Origin of the sequence: Streptomyces sp. YS-3 (assembly GCF_045257485.1) — a bacterium.
In the GTDB taxonomy this organism is placed as follows: Bacteria; Actinomycetota; Actinomycetes; order Streptomycetales; family Streptomycetaceae; genus Streptomyces.
Map to the genome: position 1 here is coordinate 1 of NZ_JBJHPC010000079.1, position 18631 is coordinate 18631.

The window sequence follows — 18631 nt, forward strand, 5'->3', positions numbered from 1 at the left end:
GTGCTGATGCGCTGAGGGCGGCGGGGTTGTACCGTACGTCGGCCGCTGCCATGCACCCCGTACGGAACTGCGAGGTCCGATTGTGAACCCTGCCCAGAATGCCGCCCCTCGCCCCATACATCCGTATGGGACCTGGGTGGCGCGCGCGGGCCTCGCGCTGCTCCCCTTCGCCACCCTGGGGCTGCTCTGCCCGGTGCCGTCGCTGGTCATCGCCGTGCGGCGGCGCCGGCGCGCGGACTGGACCGCCTTCGCGGTCTTCGGCGCGGTGTGGGTGTCCTGGGTGCTCCAGCTCGCGACCACCCCGGACACCACGCACGGCATACGGTTCGCGGCCGATGTGCTGCTCATCGGGCTGTCCACGGCCGGGGCGGGCGCGCACGCCTGGTGGGCGTGGCCGGCGGCCCGGCAGTCCCCGGACGCCGACGGCAAGAGCGCGTACCGCGATCTCCCGGGGGGCGTCCCCCGGACCCCCGGCGGTACGGACGGGGCAGAGGGGCACAACGGACCGCAAGCGCAAGGTGAACAGCAGTGAAGCAAGTCAAGCAGGTACGTCAGGCCCAGGCGGCGAAGGCCGCCCGTCAGGAGCAGGACAAGCAGAGCAGGTACGCGCGCTACCGGCTGCGGTTCGCGCGTCTGACCGCCCTGGCCCGCGCGCACCGGCGCCGGGTGTGGACGGCCGCGGGCGTCGCGGCGGCCGTCGCCGTCGGCGCGGTCCTCTTCTCGGTGCTGGACAAGGACGACAAGCCGGGGCCGCCCGATCCGCGGGCCCGGCAGTACAAGAACGTCGACGCCTGTCTGCTGACCGGGGACAAGGGCGTCACCGAGGGCACCGAGGGCGCACCGGTCTGGGCCGGGATGCAGGAGGCCTCGAAGGCCACACGCGCCCGGGTCAACTTCGTCCCCGTGACGGGCGAGCAGACGCAGGCCAACGCCACCCCGTTCGTCAACAGCCTGGTCCAGCGCTCCTGCGACGTGATCGTGGCGGTCGGCAAGGCTCCCGTCGCGGCGGCCGAGGCGGCGGCGAAGACCCAGCTCAAGGTGCGGTTCGTGGTGGTCGGCGGGCAGGCCGCGGCGGCCAATGTGACGGCCGTGAAGCCGGGCGACTCGGTGCGCGCCGATGTGGCCCGCGCTGTCGAGCGGGGCGTCAATACACCCGGATAGCCCGGAATTTATGCATCCGACCCGCATGAACATGGCAAAGAAATGCTAAAGGATCAAGGGGTGGAAGCAACCCTTCCAAAAGCGTGAGGCACGATCACGAGGCTTTGTCTTCTGTAAGCCTCGCGTAAGTAAAGGCTGCCTAATGCGTGCTCGATGGGCTCGAACGTCCCGTCTTTTGTTCCCACCCGGTGGTACCGGGCGCCGCAGGACCAGAAGGATCGCCCTTCTGGTCCTGCTGGCTTTCTCCTTCATGCTCACCACGGAGACGGCGGAGGCGAGCGGTGCCACGCTGCCCCGGCTGTCGATGCCCAGATGGTCCCTGTCGGGTCTGTGGGAGTGGGCCAACAAGTCCCCGCTCGACACCCCGGACCAGCAGAGCGGTACGGCCAGGGGCAAGAGCCACACCGCCGCCGCCAAGCAGACCCGCGCCAAGGGCGGCAGCGGCCACAAGCCCGGCAAGGGCAAGGGCGAGCTCGCCGAGTACCGCCGGCCGCAGGACAAGCCCGAGCTGAAGAAGACCGGCAAGGCGGCCGGTGACGCCAGGAGCTTCGACGCGCGCACCAGCAAGCGCGACGCGAAGAAGTCGACGGCGACCTCGGACTTCTTCACCAACGCCGACGGCTCCACGACGGTGCGCCACTACACCGGCCGCTCCAACTTCAAGGGCGCCGACGGCGGCTGGAAGCCGATCGACACCACCCTGCGCGAGGAGAAGAGCGGACGGCTGGCCGAGAACGCCAACTCGCTCGCCGTCACCTTCGCACCCGACGCGGTCACCCCCGACCTCGCGTCGGTCGACTTCGGTTCCGGACGCGCGCTGTCGTACGGACTGCACGGCGCCGCCAGGAGCGAGCCGGTGGTCGACGGTGACTCCACCGCCACGTACAAGGACGTCCTGAAGGACACCGACCTCAAGCTGTCGCCGCTGACCGAGGGCTTCAAGGAGCGGATCGTCCTGCGCTCCAGGGCGGCGGACAACACCTGGGTCTTCCCGCTCAAGGTGAAGGGGCTCACCCCGAAGGTCGCCGAGAACGGCGATGTGGTCTTCACCGACGCCGACGGCAAGGTGACGGCGACCGTGCCGCACGCCTTCATGGAGGACTCCAGGATCGACCCGCGCTCGGGCGACGCCGCCCAGTCGCGCGCGGTCAGCTATGAGCTCACCACCCTGGACGGCGCCCCCGCGCTGCGGATGACCGCCGACCGGGCCTGGCTGAACGACCCGAAGCGGGTCTTCCCGGTCACCGTCGACCCGACGGTGACGGCCAGCAACTCGACCTACACCCAGAACACCATCGGCGGAGACCACTCCACCGAGAACATGATCAAGGTGGGGTCGTACGACTCGGGCACGAACAAGGCCAACTCCTTCCTGCAGTTCTCCTCGCTCGGCACCACGCTGGCGGGCCAGAAGGTCACCGCGGCGACCCTGAACGTGTACGCGATCTGGTCGGCGACCTGCACCGCCGAGCCGTTCAACGTCCACCCGGTCACCCAGTCCTGGACGCCCTCCACGGTCACCAGCTACCCCGGCCCGTCCTACGGGGCGGCGATCGGCTCGGCGACCCCGGCGCCCGGCGCGTCCTGCTCCAACTCCTCCGCCTCCACGAGCGTCGGCGTGAAGATGCCGGTGCCGCTCAACACCAGCTGGTTCAACACGGTCGCGGGCGGCGGTGCCAACTACGGCCTCGCGATGACCGCGATCACCAGTGACGGGCTGCACTGGAAGAAGTTCCACTCGGACAACTCCACCACCGCGGGCTTCCGCCCGGCGCTGGACCTGACCTACACCGCCAACGTGGCCCCGCAGGTCAACTCCCAGTACCCGCCGGCCAACTACCAGGCCAACACGCTCCGCCCGGAGCTGACGGTCTACGCGACCGACGCCGACAAGGGCCCGAACCCGCTGTCGTACTCCTTCGACGTCTTCGACGCGGACTCCACCAGCCAGACCCCGGTGGTCAGCTCCGGCACCCTGACCAAGGGCGCCTGGGCGATTCCGGCGGGCAAGCTGAAGTGGAGCAAGAACTACCTCTGGTTCGCCACGGTCAGTGACGGCACCAACTCGGTCTCCTACGACAGCCGGTTCACCACCGCGGTGCCGCAGCCGCCGGTGACCTCGGGGCTCACCCAGAACACCGACGGCCACGAGTTCGACCCGAGCGACGGCAACTACACCACCGACGACACCGACGCGGACGTCGAGGTCACCGGCCCCTCGCTCTCCATCGAACGCTCCTACAACAGCCTCGACCCGCGCCAGGACAGCGCGTTCGGCGCGGGCTGGGCGACGATCGCGGACATGAAGGCCGCCGAGGTCAAGGACGGCTCCGGCACGGTCACCAGTGTCGTCATCACCTACCCCGGTGGTGAGCAGGTCGCCTTCGGCCGCAACAGCGACGGCACCTTCGTCCCGCCGCTGGGCCGCTACGCCCGCTTCCAGGCGGTCGCCGACGGCTACACGCTGGTCGACAAGGACTTCACCACCTACAGCTTCACCCAGGCCACGGCCCGGGCGGGGGTGTACGCGATCAAGACCATCACGGACTTCGCGAACCGTGGCGAAACGTTCTTCTACACCGGCAACCAGCTGACCAGGATCACGAACACCACGTCCAACCGCTCGCTGGGCCTCACCTGGCAGACCCCGGCCGGGGCCACCGCCGCGCACGTCGACACGGTCTACACCGACGCCTCGACCGCGGGTGACAGCAGCACCGCGCAGACGTGGAAGTACGGCTACACCGGCGACAAGCTCACCTCGGTGTGCCCGCCCGCCGACTGGACCAAGTGCATCACCTACGGCTACGCCACCGGCAACCACTACCGCACCACGGTCCTGGACGAGGACCCGTTCGCGTACTGGCGGCTCGGCGAGGCGGCCGGTGACCCGGTCGCCAAGGACGCCGTCGACCTCAACCAGGGCAAGTACAACGGTATCTACCACAACGTGACCACCGGCGGCACGGCCGTGCTCGCCGGGTCCACCCAGCCCACGGCGTCGTTCAACGGCACCAGCAGCTATGTGGAGATACCCAGCGCGCCGGGCGCGACCCCCTCGTACGCCTCGGTCTCGCTCTGGTTCAAGACCTCCCAGGCGGGCGGTGTCCTCTTCTACTACGGCGACAAGCCGCTGAGCGACCCCGACCCGGTGGGCACCACGACCCACAACACCCCGGCGGTCTACGTCGGCACCGACGGCAAGCTGCACGGCTGCTTCGCCTCGTCGCCCGGCTGCAACACCACGATCGTCTCGGCCGCCGCCGTCAACGACAACAAGTGGCACCAGGCCGTCCTCACCGGCGCCGCCACCACCATGTCGCTCTACCTCGACGGCGTCGCCCAGGGGACCAAGACCGGCACCATCAACGACTGGGCACAGCCCTACCTCACCCTCGGCGCCGGTGTGAACACCGACGGCTGGCCGAACATGAACGCGGCCGACCCGCTCGGCCACTTCAGCGGCCAGCTCGCCGAGGCGGCGATCTACTCCGAGCCGCTGAGCCAGGACGTCATCACCGCGCAGTACCAGGCGGCGACCCGTCCGGCCGGACTCCTCAACAAGATCACCACGCCGAACGGCAAGGTCCAGAGCGCCGTCACCTACTCCACCGCCGACGACACGGTCTCCCAGGCCGTCGACGGCGACGGCGGCACCTGGAAGCTCAACCCCGCCACCGTGACCGGCTCCTCGCAGGTCTACCGCTCCTCGGTGATGGGCGCCGCCCCGTCCGGGTACTGGCGTCTCGATGACGTCCAGGGCGCGGCCCAGGCCGCCAACGAGGTCCACACCGGCCTCGGCACCTACAACACGGTCACCCAGGGCGCGGAGGGTCCGTTCGGTCCCGACGACGCCACCGCGGTGGACTTCGACGGCTCCACCTCGTTCGCCGAGCTGCCGTACGCCCCGCTGCACCGCTCCGGCAACCGGGCCATCGAGCTGTGGTTCCGCACCGCCAAGCCCGGTGTCATCGCCGCCGACCAGGCCCGGACCCCCAACGACCCGGCGGGCGTCGGCGGGTCCTACTCGCCGCTGATGTACGTGGGCGCGGACGGCAAGCTGCGCGGCCACTGGTGGAGCGCCTCCGGCAGCGGTACGACCGACTTCGGCTCCAAGGCGACGGTCACCGACAACGCCTGGCACCACGCGGTCCTCTCCGCCTCCGGCACCACCCAGACGCTGTACCTGGACGGGGAGAAGCAGGCCGACTACACCGGCGCCGCCGGCGACCAGACGACCACCCGCACCTTCATCGGCGCGGGCTTCACCAAGGGCTGGATCAGCTCGGCCTCCGACGTGGGCCACTTCGACGGCTCGATCGCCGAGGTCGCCTTCTACGACGCCCCGCTGAGCGAGGACGAGGCGGCGCGCCACTACGCGGCGGCCAAGTCCTCCTCGGGCACCGCCCCGGTCCGCACGGTCAGGCTGACCGACCCGACCGACAAGACGCTCACCTACGTGTACGACGCGGAGCTGGGCAACCGCCTGCTCGCGGCGGTCGACACCAACGGCAACCGGACCACGTACGGCTACGACACCTCGGGCTTCCTGCACACGGTGACGGACGCCAACGGCAACCGCTCGGTGACCGGCCACGACGTGCGCGGCAACACGGTCTCCACGACCACCTGCCAGAACACGGCCGCCAACCAGTGCGCCACCGAGTACTACACGTACTACCCGGACGCGACCACGCTCTTCCCGGCGATGGACGCGCGCAACGACCTGATGCTCACCGAGCGCGACGGCCGTTCCTCCGGGCCCACCGACAACACCTACCTCACCAGCTACACCTATGACACGGCCGGAAACGTCACCGCGGTGACCACTCCGCCGGTCCCGGGTTCGCCCGCGGGCCGGACCGCGTCCACGGTGTACACCACCGCGACCACGGTCGCGGCCGAGGGCGGCACCAACTACGCCCCGGCGGGCCTGGTCGCCTCCGTGCGCACCCCCGGTGGCCGTACCACCTCGTACACGTACTTCAAGAACGGCGACCTGGCGCAGGTCACCGACGCCAACGGCGCCTCGGTGAAGTACACGTACGACAACCTGGGCCGCCAGATCACCAAGACCGAGGTCTCCGACTCCTACCCGGCGGGTCTGACGACCACGCTGGCGTACGACAAGGACGACCAGGTCGTCTCGGAGATCAGCCCCAAGGTCACCAACCGGGTCACCGGCGCGGTGCACCAGGCGAAGTCGACGACCGTGTACGACCCGGACGGCAACGTCCAGTCCCAGACGGTCGCGGACGCGAGCGGCGGTGACACCGCGCGCGTCACGTCGCTGACGTACGACGCCTACAACCGGGTCGCGACCCGGACGGACCCGGGCGGCGACACCACGGCGTTCGAGTACGACGTCTACGGCAACAAGGTGAAGGAGACGGACCCGGCCGGGAACGTCAACGAGTACACCTTCGACGCCGAGGGCCGTCCCCTCACCACCAGCCTGCTCAACTACACCGGCGACCCCAACAGCCCGTCCTCGCCGACGAAACTGGTACAGGAGTCGCGGGCGTACGACCCGGCGGGCCGGCTCGCGTCGATCACCGACGCGATGGGCTGGGTGACCGAGTACACCTACACCGACGACGGCCTGTCCGCGTCCGTGGTGCGCAGGGACCCGCAGAACAACAAGGCGTTCACCGAGCAGGCGAACACCTATGACGCGGCCGGGAACCTGACCAAGCAGGTCACCAACGACGGCACCACGACCACCTCCTTCACGGTGGACGCGGCCGACCGCACGACGTCGACCACGATGGACCCGGGCGGTCTCGCCCGGAGCACCAAGGTCTCCTACGACCCGGACGACAACGTCGTGTCCGAGACGGACTACGACCCGACCGGCGACACCAGCACCACCGACACGCGCTACGACGCGCTCGGCAACGTCACCGGCAACACCGTCCACGACGGCACCACCGCACCGGTCGGCCGCTGGAAGCTGAACGAGACCAGCGGCACCAACGCGGCGGACTCCTCCGGCGGCAACAACAAGGTCACGCTCGGCAGCGGGGTCACCCGCTCCACCGAGCAGGGCGGCAGCGCGGTCTTCGACGGCACGGCGAACGCCTATGGCCAGGCCACCGGCCCGGCGGTCAACACGAACGGCGGCTTCACCGTCTCCACCTGGGTGAAGCTGGCCGACACCACCGCCAACCACACCTTCGTCTCCCAGGACGGCACCGCCGACCACGGCTTCCAGCTGTACTACTCGACGGCGTACGGCTGGTCGTTCAACCGGACCTCCGGTGACGTGGCGGCCCCGACCCTGGCCCGTGCCACCTCCGGCACGGCGGCGGTGACGGCCAACACCTGGACGCACCTGACGGGTGTCTACGACGCGGCGGCGGGCGAGATCCGCCTCTACGTCAACGGCGCGCTGAAGGCGACCACCCCCTACAGCGGCTCCTGGGAGGCCACCGGCCCGCTCCAGATCGGCCGCCGTATGTCGGCCGGCACGCAGGGCGAGTACCACAAGGGCTCCCTCGCGGACGTTCAGGTCTACGGCGAGGCACTGACGGCGACACAGGTCTCCGCGGTGTACGGCAAGACCCTCCCGGCGGCCGGCAGCTCGGTGCGCACCACGAGCTGGAAGCTGGACCAGCGCGGTATGCCGATCGCGATGACCGACGCCAACGGCGCGGTCACCGACTACGGCTACGACGAGTCGGGCCAGCAGACCAGCGTCACCGAGCCCGCGGTCAGCGCCGAGCAGAACGGCGGCACCCCGGCGTCGGTCCGCCCGGTCTCGCTCACCGGCTACAACACCTTCGGCGAGCAGACGGAGTCCTCGGACCCGCTCGGCAACGTCACGGTGACGGCCTACGACGGGGAGGGCCAGGAGGCGTCCACGACGCTGCCCGACTACACCCCGCCGGGTGCCTCGGCGCCGATCAAGGCGGTGTCCTGGAACGAGTACAACCACCTCGGCCAGGTCTCCGCGGAAGTCGACCCGCTGGGCAACCGCACCGAGTACACCTACACCCAGCTGGGCGACGTGGCCTCGGTGAAGGAGCCGGGCGGCGACACCACGAAGTACACGTACGACACGAACGGCGACCAGCTCTCGGCGACGCGCCCGAACGGGGCACGCCAGGAGTCGACGTTCGACTACCTGGGCCGCGAGGTCACCAGCACGGACATCGTGCGCCAGCCGACCCAGCGGGCGTTCACAGCGATCAACTACTACGACGCGCCGGGGCAGCAGTTGTCCAGGACCGTCAGCCCGACCGGGGTGAGCCAGTCCTACGGGTACAACGCGTTGGGCGAGATCACGTCCAGCACGGACGGGGTCGGCAACACGACGCGGTACACGTACGACCAGGACGGGCAGATGCTCACGTCCACGGATCCGGACGGTACGAGCACCAAGAACACCTACGACGGGTTCGGCCAGCTCGTTTCGATGAGCGACCTGGACGCGACCGGGAAGGTGTTGCGCACCACGAGCTCTACGTATGACCGGATGGGTGCCCCGTCGACGCTCACCGACTTCCGGGGCCACACGACCTCGCTCACCGTGGACGCCACCGGCATGGTGACCAAGGCGGTGCAGCCGGTTTCCTCGACGGAGTCGATCACCACGACCTTCGGCTATGACGCGGCGGGCAACCAGACCCGGTTCACCGACGGGCGAGGGAACCCGTTCATCACCACGTACAACACGTGGGGCATGGCGGAGTCGGCGATCGAGCCGTCCACACCGGCCACTCCGGCTCTGGCCGACCGCACCTTCACCACCGTCTACAACGCCAACGGCGACGTGGTGGAGGAGCGTTCGCCGGGCGGTGTGAAGATCGCCGACCAGTACGACGCCAAGGGCCGGCTCACCCGTCAGACGGGTACCGGTGCCGAGGCCGCCACGGCCGACCACACCTACTCCTACGACGCGGACGACCGTGTCACTTCGGTGACGGGTACCGACGCGGACACGGGGAAGGACACGTTCGGGTACGACGACCGCGGCATGCTGCTGTCGGCCGACGGCCCGTCCGGTGCCAGCTCCTTCGCCTACAACGGCGACGGTGCCGTCACCTCCCGGACGGACGCCTCCGGTACCTCCACCTACGGCTATGACACGGCCGGGCGACTGTCCACGGTCAACGACGGTGCCACCGGTTCCACGCTGACCTACGGCTACGACGTCAACAGCAACGTCAAGTCGATCGACTACGGCACCGGCAAGGCCAAGCGGGCCTTCGGCTACGACGCCCTGGAGCAGCTCAAGTCGGACACCCTGACCTCCCCGACCGGCAAGACGCTGGCCTCGGTGAACTACGGGTACGACGAGAACGGCAACGAGACGTCCAAGACGACGACCGGAGTCGCGGGCGCCTCGGCCAACACGTACACCTACGACTGGGCGAACCGCCTGTCGTCCTGGAACAACGGGACGGCGACGGAGAGCTACGGCTACGACGCCTCCGGCAACCGGACGCGCGTGGGCGGCGACACCTACACCTACGACGCCCGCAACCAGCTCAGCTCGGACGGGCACAACAGCTACACCTACACGGCCCGCGGCACGCTGAGTTCGATGACGGACGACGCCGGCAAGCAGACCGTGATGAAGTCGGACGCCTTCAACCGCGTGATCAACGAAGGGGACCGCACCTACAGCTACGACGGCCTGGACCGGGTGCTCGCCGCGTCCGACCCGGGGACGGGTCCGCTGTTCACCTTCCAGTACAGCGGAGCGGGCAACGACGTCGCCTCCGACGGCACCGCGACCTACAGCCGCAACGTCGACGGTTCGCTGCTCGGCATCAAGGCCGGCGGCCAGTCGGTGCTCGCGATGACCGATCTGCACAGCGACGTCATCGGCCAGTTCACCGCCGACGGAGAGGCGCTGACGGGCTCGACCTCGTACTCGCCCTTCGGCAAGGTCGCGCAGAGCGCCGGGATGATCGGCCACCTCGGCTACCAGTCCGGCTGGACCGACCCGGAGACGGCCAAGGTCAACATGGCGGCGCGCTGGTACTCGCCGCAGACCGGCCAGTTCAACAGCCGGGACACGGCGGACGTGGACGGACTGCCGGCCTCGGTCGGTGCGAACAAGTTCGCGTATGCCAACGCCAACCCGTTGACCATGACCGACCCCACCGGTCACTGGAGCATCGGCGGCGCCTGGAAGAAGTTCAAGAAGAAGGTCAAGCACACCGCCAAGTCCGCTTGGCACAAGACCAAGTCGGCCGTCAAGCATGTCGCCAAGGTGGTCAAGAAGGCCGCCAAGAAGATCAAGCACGCGGTCAAGAAGGCGGTCAAGAGGGTCAAGCACGCGGTCCGCAAGGCCGTGCACTACGTGCATGACGCCGTCAAGAAGGTCAAGAGATACGTCAAGCGGACGTACAAGCGCGTCAAGCACTACGTCCACAAGGTGGCCAAGGCCGTCAAGCGCACGGTGAAGCGGGTCGCCAAGGCCGTCAAGCACGTTGCCCACAAGATCGTCAAGGCTGCCAAGAAGGTGGGCAGAGCGGTCAAGAAGGCCGCGAAGGCGACGGCCAACTACGTGAAGCAACACGCGGCCACCATCGTGCCGATCGTGGCCGGCATCGCGGCTGCGGTGGCGTGCACGGCCCTGACGGCCGGAGTCGGCGCGGTCGCCTGTGCGGTCGGCGCCGGGGCACTGATCAACTCGCTCGGCTATGCCATGAGCGACGGTCCCCACACGCTGAACGGCTTCCTCGGAGCCGCGGCGGTGGGCGCGGCCACCGGACTGCTCGGGGCGGGCGCGGGAGCGCTCGCCGGACGGGCGCTGGGCACCGCGGTCGGTGCCGTGACCCGTGGAGCGGTCACCGGAGCCGCGTCCGGAGCGGCCGAGGGCGCCGCCTACTACGGCGTCTCCTGCTCCAGCAGCGAGGAGGGCTGCAGCGTCAGCGGGGCGGCGAAGGCCACCGCGACCGGCGCGGCGTTCGGTGGTGTCTTCGGAGCCGCGGCCGGCAAGTACGGCCCCAAGCCGAAGGCGCAGCCGGAGACAGACGGGGTGCCGTCGCGGGGCCGGGGCGGCAGCTGCCCGACCCGGCACAGCTTCGTTGGCTCGACTCCCGTGCTGGTGGGCCCCAACGCCTCCAAGATGATCTCCGAGATCAAGGTCGGGGACTACGTCCTCACGGCGGAGCCCGGCAAGAAGGGCACGGAGAAGCACCGCGTCAAGGAGGTGATCGTCACCAAGACCGACCGCGACTACGTCGATGTGACCGTCGCGACCAAGTCGGGCGCGAAGACGATCCAGACCACGCAGCACCACCAGTTCTACGAGGCCACCCGGAACTCCTGGACCCAGGCGGGCGACCTCAAGGCCGGGCAGCGGCTGCAGCTGGACACGGGTGAGACGACGCGGATCGTCGGCGTCAAGCCGTACAAGGCGACCCGGATCACCTACGACCTCAGCATCGAGGGCCTGCACACCTACCATGTGATGGCCGGCGGTGAGGGCTTCCTCGTCCACAACCAGGACGGCCCGGCATCCATCCCCCAGGTGGACAACGCGCGACTGCAGAAGACGGTGGACGCGCTCTACCACGGCATCGGCAACGACAATCTCGTCGGTGACGGGTCGGCGATGGCCGCGGCCAACCACGAGTTCCTGGGCGGCGACGGGGTCGAGGGCAAGAACCACCTGGGCAGCACCGCCCAGTACCGGAGCGCGCTCAACAACTTCCTCACCAAGGACGTCATCAAGCCGAAGGGCGGAAAGAAGGAGACCGTGGTCCGGACGCCCAGGGACATCCAGGTCGCGAAGAGCCTCATCAATGCTATTGATGATGCCCACCAAGGCCAGTACGAAGGCGCGCACAACTACCCGGGACTGAGTTGCTGATGACGAGGGACGTACAACTGGTGAAGGACCTGGTCACGCGGGTCCCCGCCTTCGAGGATCTCTACGAGAGCCATGTGTTCAACGAGGACGGCGTGCTGCCGCACGTCTTCTTCTGGGACGTCACCCTGGCGACCGTGGACTCCTACCTCGGGAACGAGGACGAGCCGGACTGGCGGAGCACGCTGGAGTTCCTGGAGGAACAGAGCGCGCTGGGCGTACCGGAGATCGACGAGGTCATCGTGACGTCGTTCCTCAACTCCCTGCCGTTCCCCGGTAAACCGGGGCACGAACTGGTGGAGCACCTCGGTCCGGTCCTCGCGGCGAAGTTCGCACGGGTACGCCCGACGGGCTGAGCGGAACGCGAAGGGAGGTCCCCTGCGGGGGACCTCCCACACCGCGCACCACAAACAACAGGTGCCCGGACCCCCAAGGGGTCCGGGCACCTTTTTCACGTCCTAGTCAGCCGCCTGACCGTTCAGAACGTGAGCTTGAAGTCGTCGATGTAACCCGTGTCGTACCGCGCCTTGTCCTGGACCCGCAGCTTCCAGGTGCCGTTGGCGACCTCCGAGGAGGCGTTGACGGTGTACGTGGCGTCGATGTTGTCCGTCGAGCCGCCGGTGCCCGTGGCCTTCAGCGGGTAGACCGTGCCGTCGGGCGCCACCAGGTCGACCTGGAGGTCACCGATGTAGGTGTGGACGATCTTGACGCCCACCTTGAGGGTGCTGGGCGCGTTGCCCGTGACGCCGGTGACGGTGACCGACGAGGTGACCGCCGCTCCGGGGGAGTCGGGGATGTTGACGTTGGTGCTGTTGTCGAAGACCTTGCCGCCCGGGTCGCCGCCGCCGTGCCGGGCGCCGACCGCGATGGCCGCCCAGGCGTCGGTGATGTTGTTGACCTCGGCGCTGCCCGCACCGTACAGCTCGGTCGCCGCGGCGATGGTGCCCGCGCGGGCGCCCGCGTAGTCGGTGGTGGAGTTGAACTTGGTGGTGAGCGCCTTGTACCAGATCAGCTGGGCCTTGTCGCGGCCGATGCCGGTGACCGGCAGGCCGTCGGAGGTCGGCGAGTTGTAGGTCACGCCGTTGATGACCTTGGTGCCGCTGCCCTCGGAGGCCAGGTAGAACCAGTGGTTCGCGGGGCCCGAGGAGTAGTGGACGTCGAGGTTGCCGAGACCGGAGTACCAGCTGTCCTTGGAGCCGCCGTCCTTGCTCGGCTTGTCCATGTAGCGCAGCGGGGTGCCGTCGCCGTTGATGTTGATCTTCTCGCCGATGAGGTAGTCGCCGACGTCGGACGAGTTGTTGGCGTAGAACTCCACGGCGGTGCCGAAGATGTCCGAGGTCGCCTCGTTGAGGCCGCCGGACTCGCCGCTGTACTCCAGGCCCGCGGTGTTGGAGGTGACGCCGTGCGTCATCTCGTGGCCGGCCACGTCCAGCGAGGTCAGCGGGTCGTTGTTGCCCGAGCCGTCGCCGTACGTCATGCAGAAGCAGCTGTCGTCCCAGAACGCGTTGACGTACGCGTTGCCGTAGTGGACGCGGGAGTACGCGCCGACGCCGTCGCCGCGGATGCCGCTGCGGCCGAACACGTTCTTGTAGAAGTCCCAGGTCTCGCCCGCGCCGTAGGCGGCGTCGGCGCCCGCGGTGGCGGCGTTGGAGTTGGTGCCGTCGCCCCAGGTGTCGGTGGACTGCGAGAACAGCGTGCCGGTGCCGGAGGAGCCGTGGTTCAGGTTGTACGTCTTGTGGCCGCCGCGTCCGCCGTCGGTGAGCGTGTAGCTCGAACCCGACTGCGTGGTGCCGAGGGTGACCTGGCCGCTGTAGTGCGTGTTGCCCACACCGGTCTCGATGCCCTGCCACTGGTACAGCTTGGCGCCGGTCGCCGCGTCCGTGATGACGTGCAGCTGGTTCGGCGTGCCGTCCTCCTGCAGACCGCCGACGACCGTCTCGTACGCGAGGGTCGGCGTGCCCTTGGCCATCCAGACGACCTTGCGCGGGGCGCGGTCGGCGGTGGCCTTCTTGGCGCCCTTGTCGGCGGCGGCGGCCAGCGCCTGCTTCTGCGCGCCGGCGGGGCCCTGCTTGGCGGTGGTGGCGATGTTCTTCAGCTCGGCGCGGGAGGCCTTGGCGACACCCTGCGTCCGGCCGCTCGCGGCCGTGTCGACGACGAGGTCGCCGCCGAGGACCGGCAGACCGGCGTAGGTGCGCTCGTACCGCGTGTGCGTCGTGCCGTTCTGGTCCTTGACCACGTCACGGACGACGAGCTTCTCCTGGGTGCCGAGGCCGAGCGTCTTGGCGGTGTCCGCCGTCCTGTCGCCGGCCTGGCGTATGAGCTCGGCCCGCTGTGAGGGCGTGAGCTTGGCGGGCAGAGCGCCCGGGTTGCGTACGGCCTGCGCCTTGAGGGCGCTTGCGGACGCGGAGTCGTCGGGGCGTGCGCTGGCGCTGCCGGCCTGGACTCCGACGGTGAGCATGGCGGCTGCGGAGAGCAGTGCGGCGGTGGCGGTGGCACGACGACGCTGCGTGGATCTCACGCGAACTCCTTCTGCGAGGGGGGTACCGGCGGCTGGGTAGGGCCGGCCGGGCGGAGCATGCGGAGCGGTGGTTCGTGGATCGTGGAGAGAGTGCCAGGAGTGGCCTGCCGCTGTCAGGAGCGCGTCAAGAAGATGGCCGGAAATCGTTCGTTGTACGAAAGATGGCGTTCGTTAAGCGGACGTTTCCTTTGTCAACACCGTGTGTCCAGTGAGCAGTCGGGTGCGCCGCGATCGACGGGAGTGTCCGGATACGCGCCCCGCCCGACCAGCGCGAAGAGTGCCCGCGAGGGTCGCGGGAGCCGCTCCGCACAATGGCCGCAATGCGCCTTCGCGGTTGCCCGCGCCACCCCCGCCCGGTGTCCGTCAGGCGGACGGTGGGAGGAGTACGGCGATGAGGTGTGACGGGCGCGGCGGCGAACCGGTTCCGCCGCCGCACCCCTTTCGGCTACGCCAGGCTCTCGCGCCAGGCGCGGTGCAGATCCGCGAACCGGCCGGTACCCGCGATGAGTTCGGCGGGGGAGCCGTCCTCGACGATCGCGCCGCCGTCCATCACCAGCACCCGGTCCGCGATCTCCACGGTCGACAGCCGGTGGGCGATGACGACGGCGGTACGGCCGTGCAGCACGGTGTGCATCGCGCGCTGCACCGCCCGTTCGCCCGGGATGTCCAGGGACGAGGTCGCCTCGTCCAGGATCAGCACCGCCGGGTCCGCGAGCAGCGCGCGGGCGAAGGCCACCAGCTGGCGCTGGCCCGCCGAGATGCGCCCGCCGCGCTTGCGCACATCCGTGTCGTAGCCGTCCGGCAGCCCGGCGATGAAGTCGTGCGCGCCGATCGCCTTGGCGGCCTGTTCGATCTCCTCGCGGGTCGCCTCGGGGCGGCCGATCGCGATGTTGTCGGCGACCGTCCCGGAGAAGAGGAACGCCTCCTGGGTGACCATCACGACCCCGCGCCGCAGCTCGGGCACGGCGAGGTCGCGCAGGTCCGTGCCGTCCAGGAGCACCCGGCCCGGTCGGGGCGCACCCTCCCCGGAGTCCGCCGGGGAGCCGGGGGAGGGGTCGTAGAAGCGGGCGAGGAGCTTGGCGAGGGTGGACTTGCCGGCGCCGGTCGTCCCGACCACGGCCACGGTCTGCCCGGCCGGGATCGTCAGGTCGAAGCGGGGCAGCACCTCGCCGCCCGTACGGTACGAGAAGCTCACGCCCTCGAACACCACCTCGCGGCCCGGGAGCCCGCCCCGGCGCGGCGGCAGCGGCACCGGCCGCTCGGGCTCGGGCACGGTCGGCCGCTGGGCGAGCAGCCCCGCGATCTTCCCGAGGGAGGAGACGGCGGCCTCGTAGGAGTTGAGGAACATCCCGAGCCGGTCGATGGGGTCGTACAGCCGCCGCAGGTACAGCACGGCCGCCGCCAGCACACCGAGCGCCAGGGTGCCGTCGGCGACCCGGTAGGCGCCCCACAGCACCATCGCGGCGACGGCCGTGTTGGCCACCAGGCGCGAGCCCACCACGTACTGGGCCATCTCCAGGATCGCGTCGCCGTTGGTGCGCTCGTGCCGGCGGTTGAGCCGCTGGAACTCCTCGTCGTTGGCGCGCTCGCGACGGAACGCCTGGACCGGGCGGATGCCGTTGAGGGTCTCCGCGAACTTGACGATGACGGCCGCGATGGCGGTGGAGCGGGCGTCGAAGGCCGCCGACGCGCGGCGCCGGTAGCGGCGGATCAGCAGGTGCAGCGGCGCGTACGAGGCCACCGCGAGCGCGCCGGTGCCCCAGTCCAGCCAGAGCAGCATCACGCAGATGTACACCGCGGACAGCACGACACCGATCAGCTCCTGGAGCCCCTCGTTGAAGAGTTCGCGCAGCGACTCCACGTCGGAGGTGGAGCGGGAGATGAGCCGGCCCGAGGTGTAGCGCTCGTGGAAGTCCACGCTCAGCGCCTGGGCGTGCCGGAAGATCCGTCCGCGCAGATCGAGCAGCACGTCCTGGCCGACGCGGGTGGAGGCGCTGATGAACGCGTACTGGAGCAGTCCGGCCCCCAGGGCGCACACGAGGTAGCCGGAGCCGACGACGATCAGCGGCCCGTAGTCGTGCGCCCGGAAGGCCGGTACGCCCCGGTCGATGGCGTACGCCACCAGCAGCGGGCCCGCCTGCACGGCGGCCTGCTGCAACAGGATGAGCAGCGCGGTGACGACGACGCGCCGGCGCATCGGCCGCAGCAGGCCGAGCAGGAGGGCGCGGGTGGCGCCGGGCGGGGAGGGGAGGGCGTCGCGGTCGAACGGGTCCGCCTGGGGCAGGGCCTTGTCCGGCTCCGCGGGCTCCTCCGGTCCGGCCTGCCGCTCGGCTCCGATGGTGGTGGTCATCGCTTGTCCCCCTCATCCGCCGTACCGGACATCAGCCAGGCGTACTCCGCGCTGGTCCGCAGCAGTTCCTGATGGGTGCCGACGGCGGCGACGCGGCCGGCGGAGAGCAGCGCGACCCGGTCGGCGAGCATCACCGTCGACGGGCGGTGCGCGACGACCAGCGCGGTGGTCTCGCGCAGCACCTCGCGCAGGGCCGCCTCGACGCGCGCCTCGGTGTGCACGTCGAGCGCGGAGAGCGGGTCGTCCAGGACCAGGAACCTGGGCCGCCCGACGACCGCCCGCGCGAGCGCGAGCCGCTGGCGCTGCCCGCCGGAGAGGCTGAGCCCCTGCTCGCCCACCTGGGTGTCGACGCCGTGCGGCAGCTCCCGCACGAAACCGGCCTGCGCGACGTCCAGCGCGCGGCCGAGGTCCTCGGGCCCGCCGCCGCCCATGAGGACGTTCTCGCCCACGGAGGCGGAGAAGAGGGTCGGCTCCTCGAAGGCCACGGCGACGAGCGCGCGCAGGTGGTCGCGGGACATCCCGGCGATGTCGGCGCCGTCGAGAGTGATCCGGCCTCCCGTCGCCTCGTACAGCCTCGGTACGAGGGCGGTGAGGGTGGTCTTCCCGGACCCGGTCCCCCCGACCAGGGCCATGGTCTCGCCGCTGCGGATGTGCAGGTCGATGTCGGTGAGGAGGGGCGGGCTGTCCGGGGGCGCGTCGGGGTAGCGGAAGGAGACGTGGTGGAAGTGGATGCCGAGGTCCTCGCCCGGTCCGGGCCGGGGCTTCGTCCGCGCACCGGGCTCCGGGAGGGCGGCTCCGCCGACCGACGGGACCGGCTCGTCCAGGACCTCGAAGTACCGCTCCGTCGCCGTCCCCGCCTCCTGGCTCATCGCCAGCAGGAAACCGATCGAGTCCACCGGCCACCGCAGCGCCAGCGCCGTGGACAGGAACGCCACCAGCGTCCCCGCCGACAGCCCCCCGTCGGCGACCCGTACCGTTCCCAGCACCAGCGCCGCCCCGATCGCCAGCTCCGGGATCGCCGTGATCACGCCCCACAGCGCCGCGAGCAGCCGTGCCTTGTGCAATTCGGTGCCGCGCAGCCCCCGTGCCAGCTCCCCGAACGCCCGCGCCTGGGCGCGGTGGCGGCCGAACCCCTTGATGATCCGGATGCCGAGCACGCTCTCCTCGACCAGCGTCGTCAGATCGCCCACCTGGTCCTGCGCCCGCCGCGCCGCCAGCGAGTACCGCGTCTCGAAGAGCGAGCAGAGCGCCACCAGCGGCACCACCGGGATGATCAGCACCAGTCCCAGCGTCCACTCCTGCGACAGCAGGATCACGAACCCCACCACAATGGTGACCCCGTTGACCAGCAGGAAGGTCAACGGGAACGCCAGGAACATCCGTACCAGGCTCAGATCGGTCGTCCCCCGCGACAGCAACTGGCCCGAGGGCCACCGGTCGTGGAAGGACACCGGCAGCCGCTGTACATGCCGGTAGAGATCCGCCCGCATCGCCGCCTCCACCCCGGCCAGCGGACGCGCCACCAGCCACCGCCGCAGGCCGAACAGGAGCGCCTCCGCCACCCCGAGCAGCAGCAGGACGAACGCGCCCAGCCAGACCCCGCCGGGGTCGCCGTCGACCACCGGGCCGTCGACGATCCACTTCAGGACGAGCGGGATCACCAGACCGAGGCAGGAGGCGACGACCGCGACGGACGCGGCGGTGAACAGCCGGGCCCGCACGGGACGTACGTAAGGCCAGAGCCTGAGCAGCGTACGCACCGTCGACCGGGTCT

Annotated in this window: 7 protein-coding genes; 4 read left to right on the forward strand and 3 right to left on the reverse strand. The window is 70.0% G+C overall.

The annotated features are described in order from the left end of the window. The first annotated feature begins 136 nt into the window (after positions 1-136). From ACJA3G_RS10150 to ACJA3G_RS10165, 4 genes are all read left to right on the forward strand, one after another. Positions 137-532, forward strand: a complete 396-nt coding sequence (locus ACJA3G_RS10150; protein WP_406552576.1) for a hypothetical protein — start codon at positions 137-139, stop codon at positions 530-532. Further along, positions 529-1161: a BMP family ABC transporter substrate-binding protein gene (locus ACJA3G_RS10155; protein WP_406552577.1), complete on the forward strand. Its 633-nt coding sequence runs from the start codon at positions 529-531 to the stop codon at positions 1159-1161. Before ACJA3G_RS10150 ends, ACJA3G_RS10155 begins: the two co-directional genes overlap by 4 nt. A 250-nt stretch (positions 1162-1411) precedes the next feature. Then, positions 1412-11992 carry a LamG-like jellyroll fold domain-containing protein gene (locus ACJA3G_RS10160; protein ID WP_406552578.1) on the forward strand — a complete coding sequence of 3527 codons (10581 nt, stop codon included), beginning with the start codon at positions 1412-1414 and terminating at the stop codon, positions 11990-11992. Further along, entirely contained in the window at positions 11992-12345 is a 354-nt protein-coding gene (locus ACJA3G_RS10165) for a hypothetical protein (RefSeq protein WP_406552579.1), read from the forward strand. The genes ACJA3G_RS10160 and ACJA3G_RS10165 overlap by 1 nt, the downstream gene beginning before the upstream one ends. Before the next feature lie 122 nt (positions 12346-12467). Here ACJA3G_RS10165 and ACJA3G_RS10170 read toward each other — a convergent pair whose 3' ends face one another. The 3 genes from ACJA3G_RS10170 to ACJA3G_RS10180 form a co-directional block, all read right to left on the reverse strand. Then, on the reverse strand, positions 12468-14507 hold the full coding sequence (locus ACJA3G_RS10170; protein WP_406552580.1) for a M4 family metallopeptidase: 2040 nt from the start codon (positions 14505-14507) through the stop codon (positions 12468-12470). Between the two features lie 445 nt (positions 14508-14952). Continuing rightward, the gene (locus tag ACJA3G_RS10175) at positions 14953-16857 is read right to left on the reverse strand and encodes an ABC transporter ATP-binding protein (RefSeq protein WP_406552581.1); all 1905 of its coding nucleotides are present in this window, start codon (positions 16855-16857) and stop codon (positions 14953-14955) included. Further along, a partial coding sequence (locus ACJA3G_RS10180) for an ABC transporter ATP-binding protein (RefSeq protein WP_406552582.1) occupies positions 16854-18631 on the reverse strand: 1778 nt, incomplete at its 5' end. The genes ACJA3G_RS10175 and ACJA3G_RS10180, both read right to left, overlap by 4 nt.

What these genes read in the sequence shown, in the direction of transcription:
- ACJA3G_RS10165 (WP_406552579.1), top strand. Translation starts at nt 11,992, where the DNA reads ATGACGAGGGACGTACAACTGGTGAAGGACCTGGTCACGCGGGTCCCC.
- ACJA3G_RS10175 (WP_406552581.1), bottom strand. Translation starts at nt 16,857, where the DNA reads ATGACCACCACCATCGGAGCCGAGCGGCAGGCCGGACCGGAGGAGCCC.
- ACJA3G_RS10160 (WP_406552578.1), top strand. Translation starts at nt 1,412, where the DNA reads ATGCTCACCACGGAGACGGCGGAGGCGAGCGGTGCCACGCTGCCCCGG.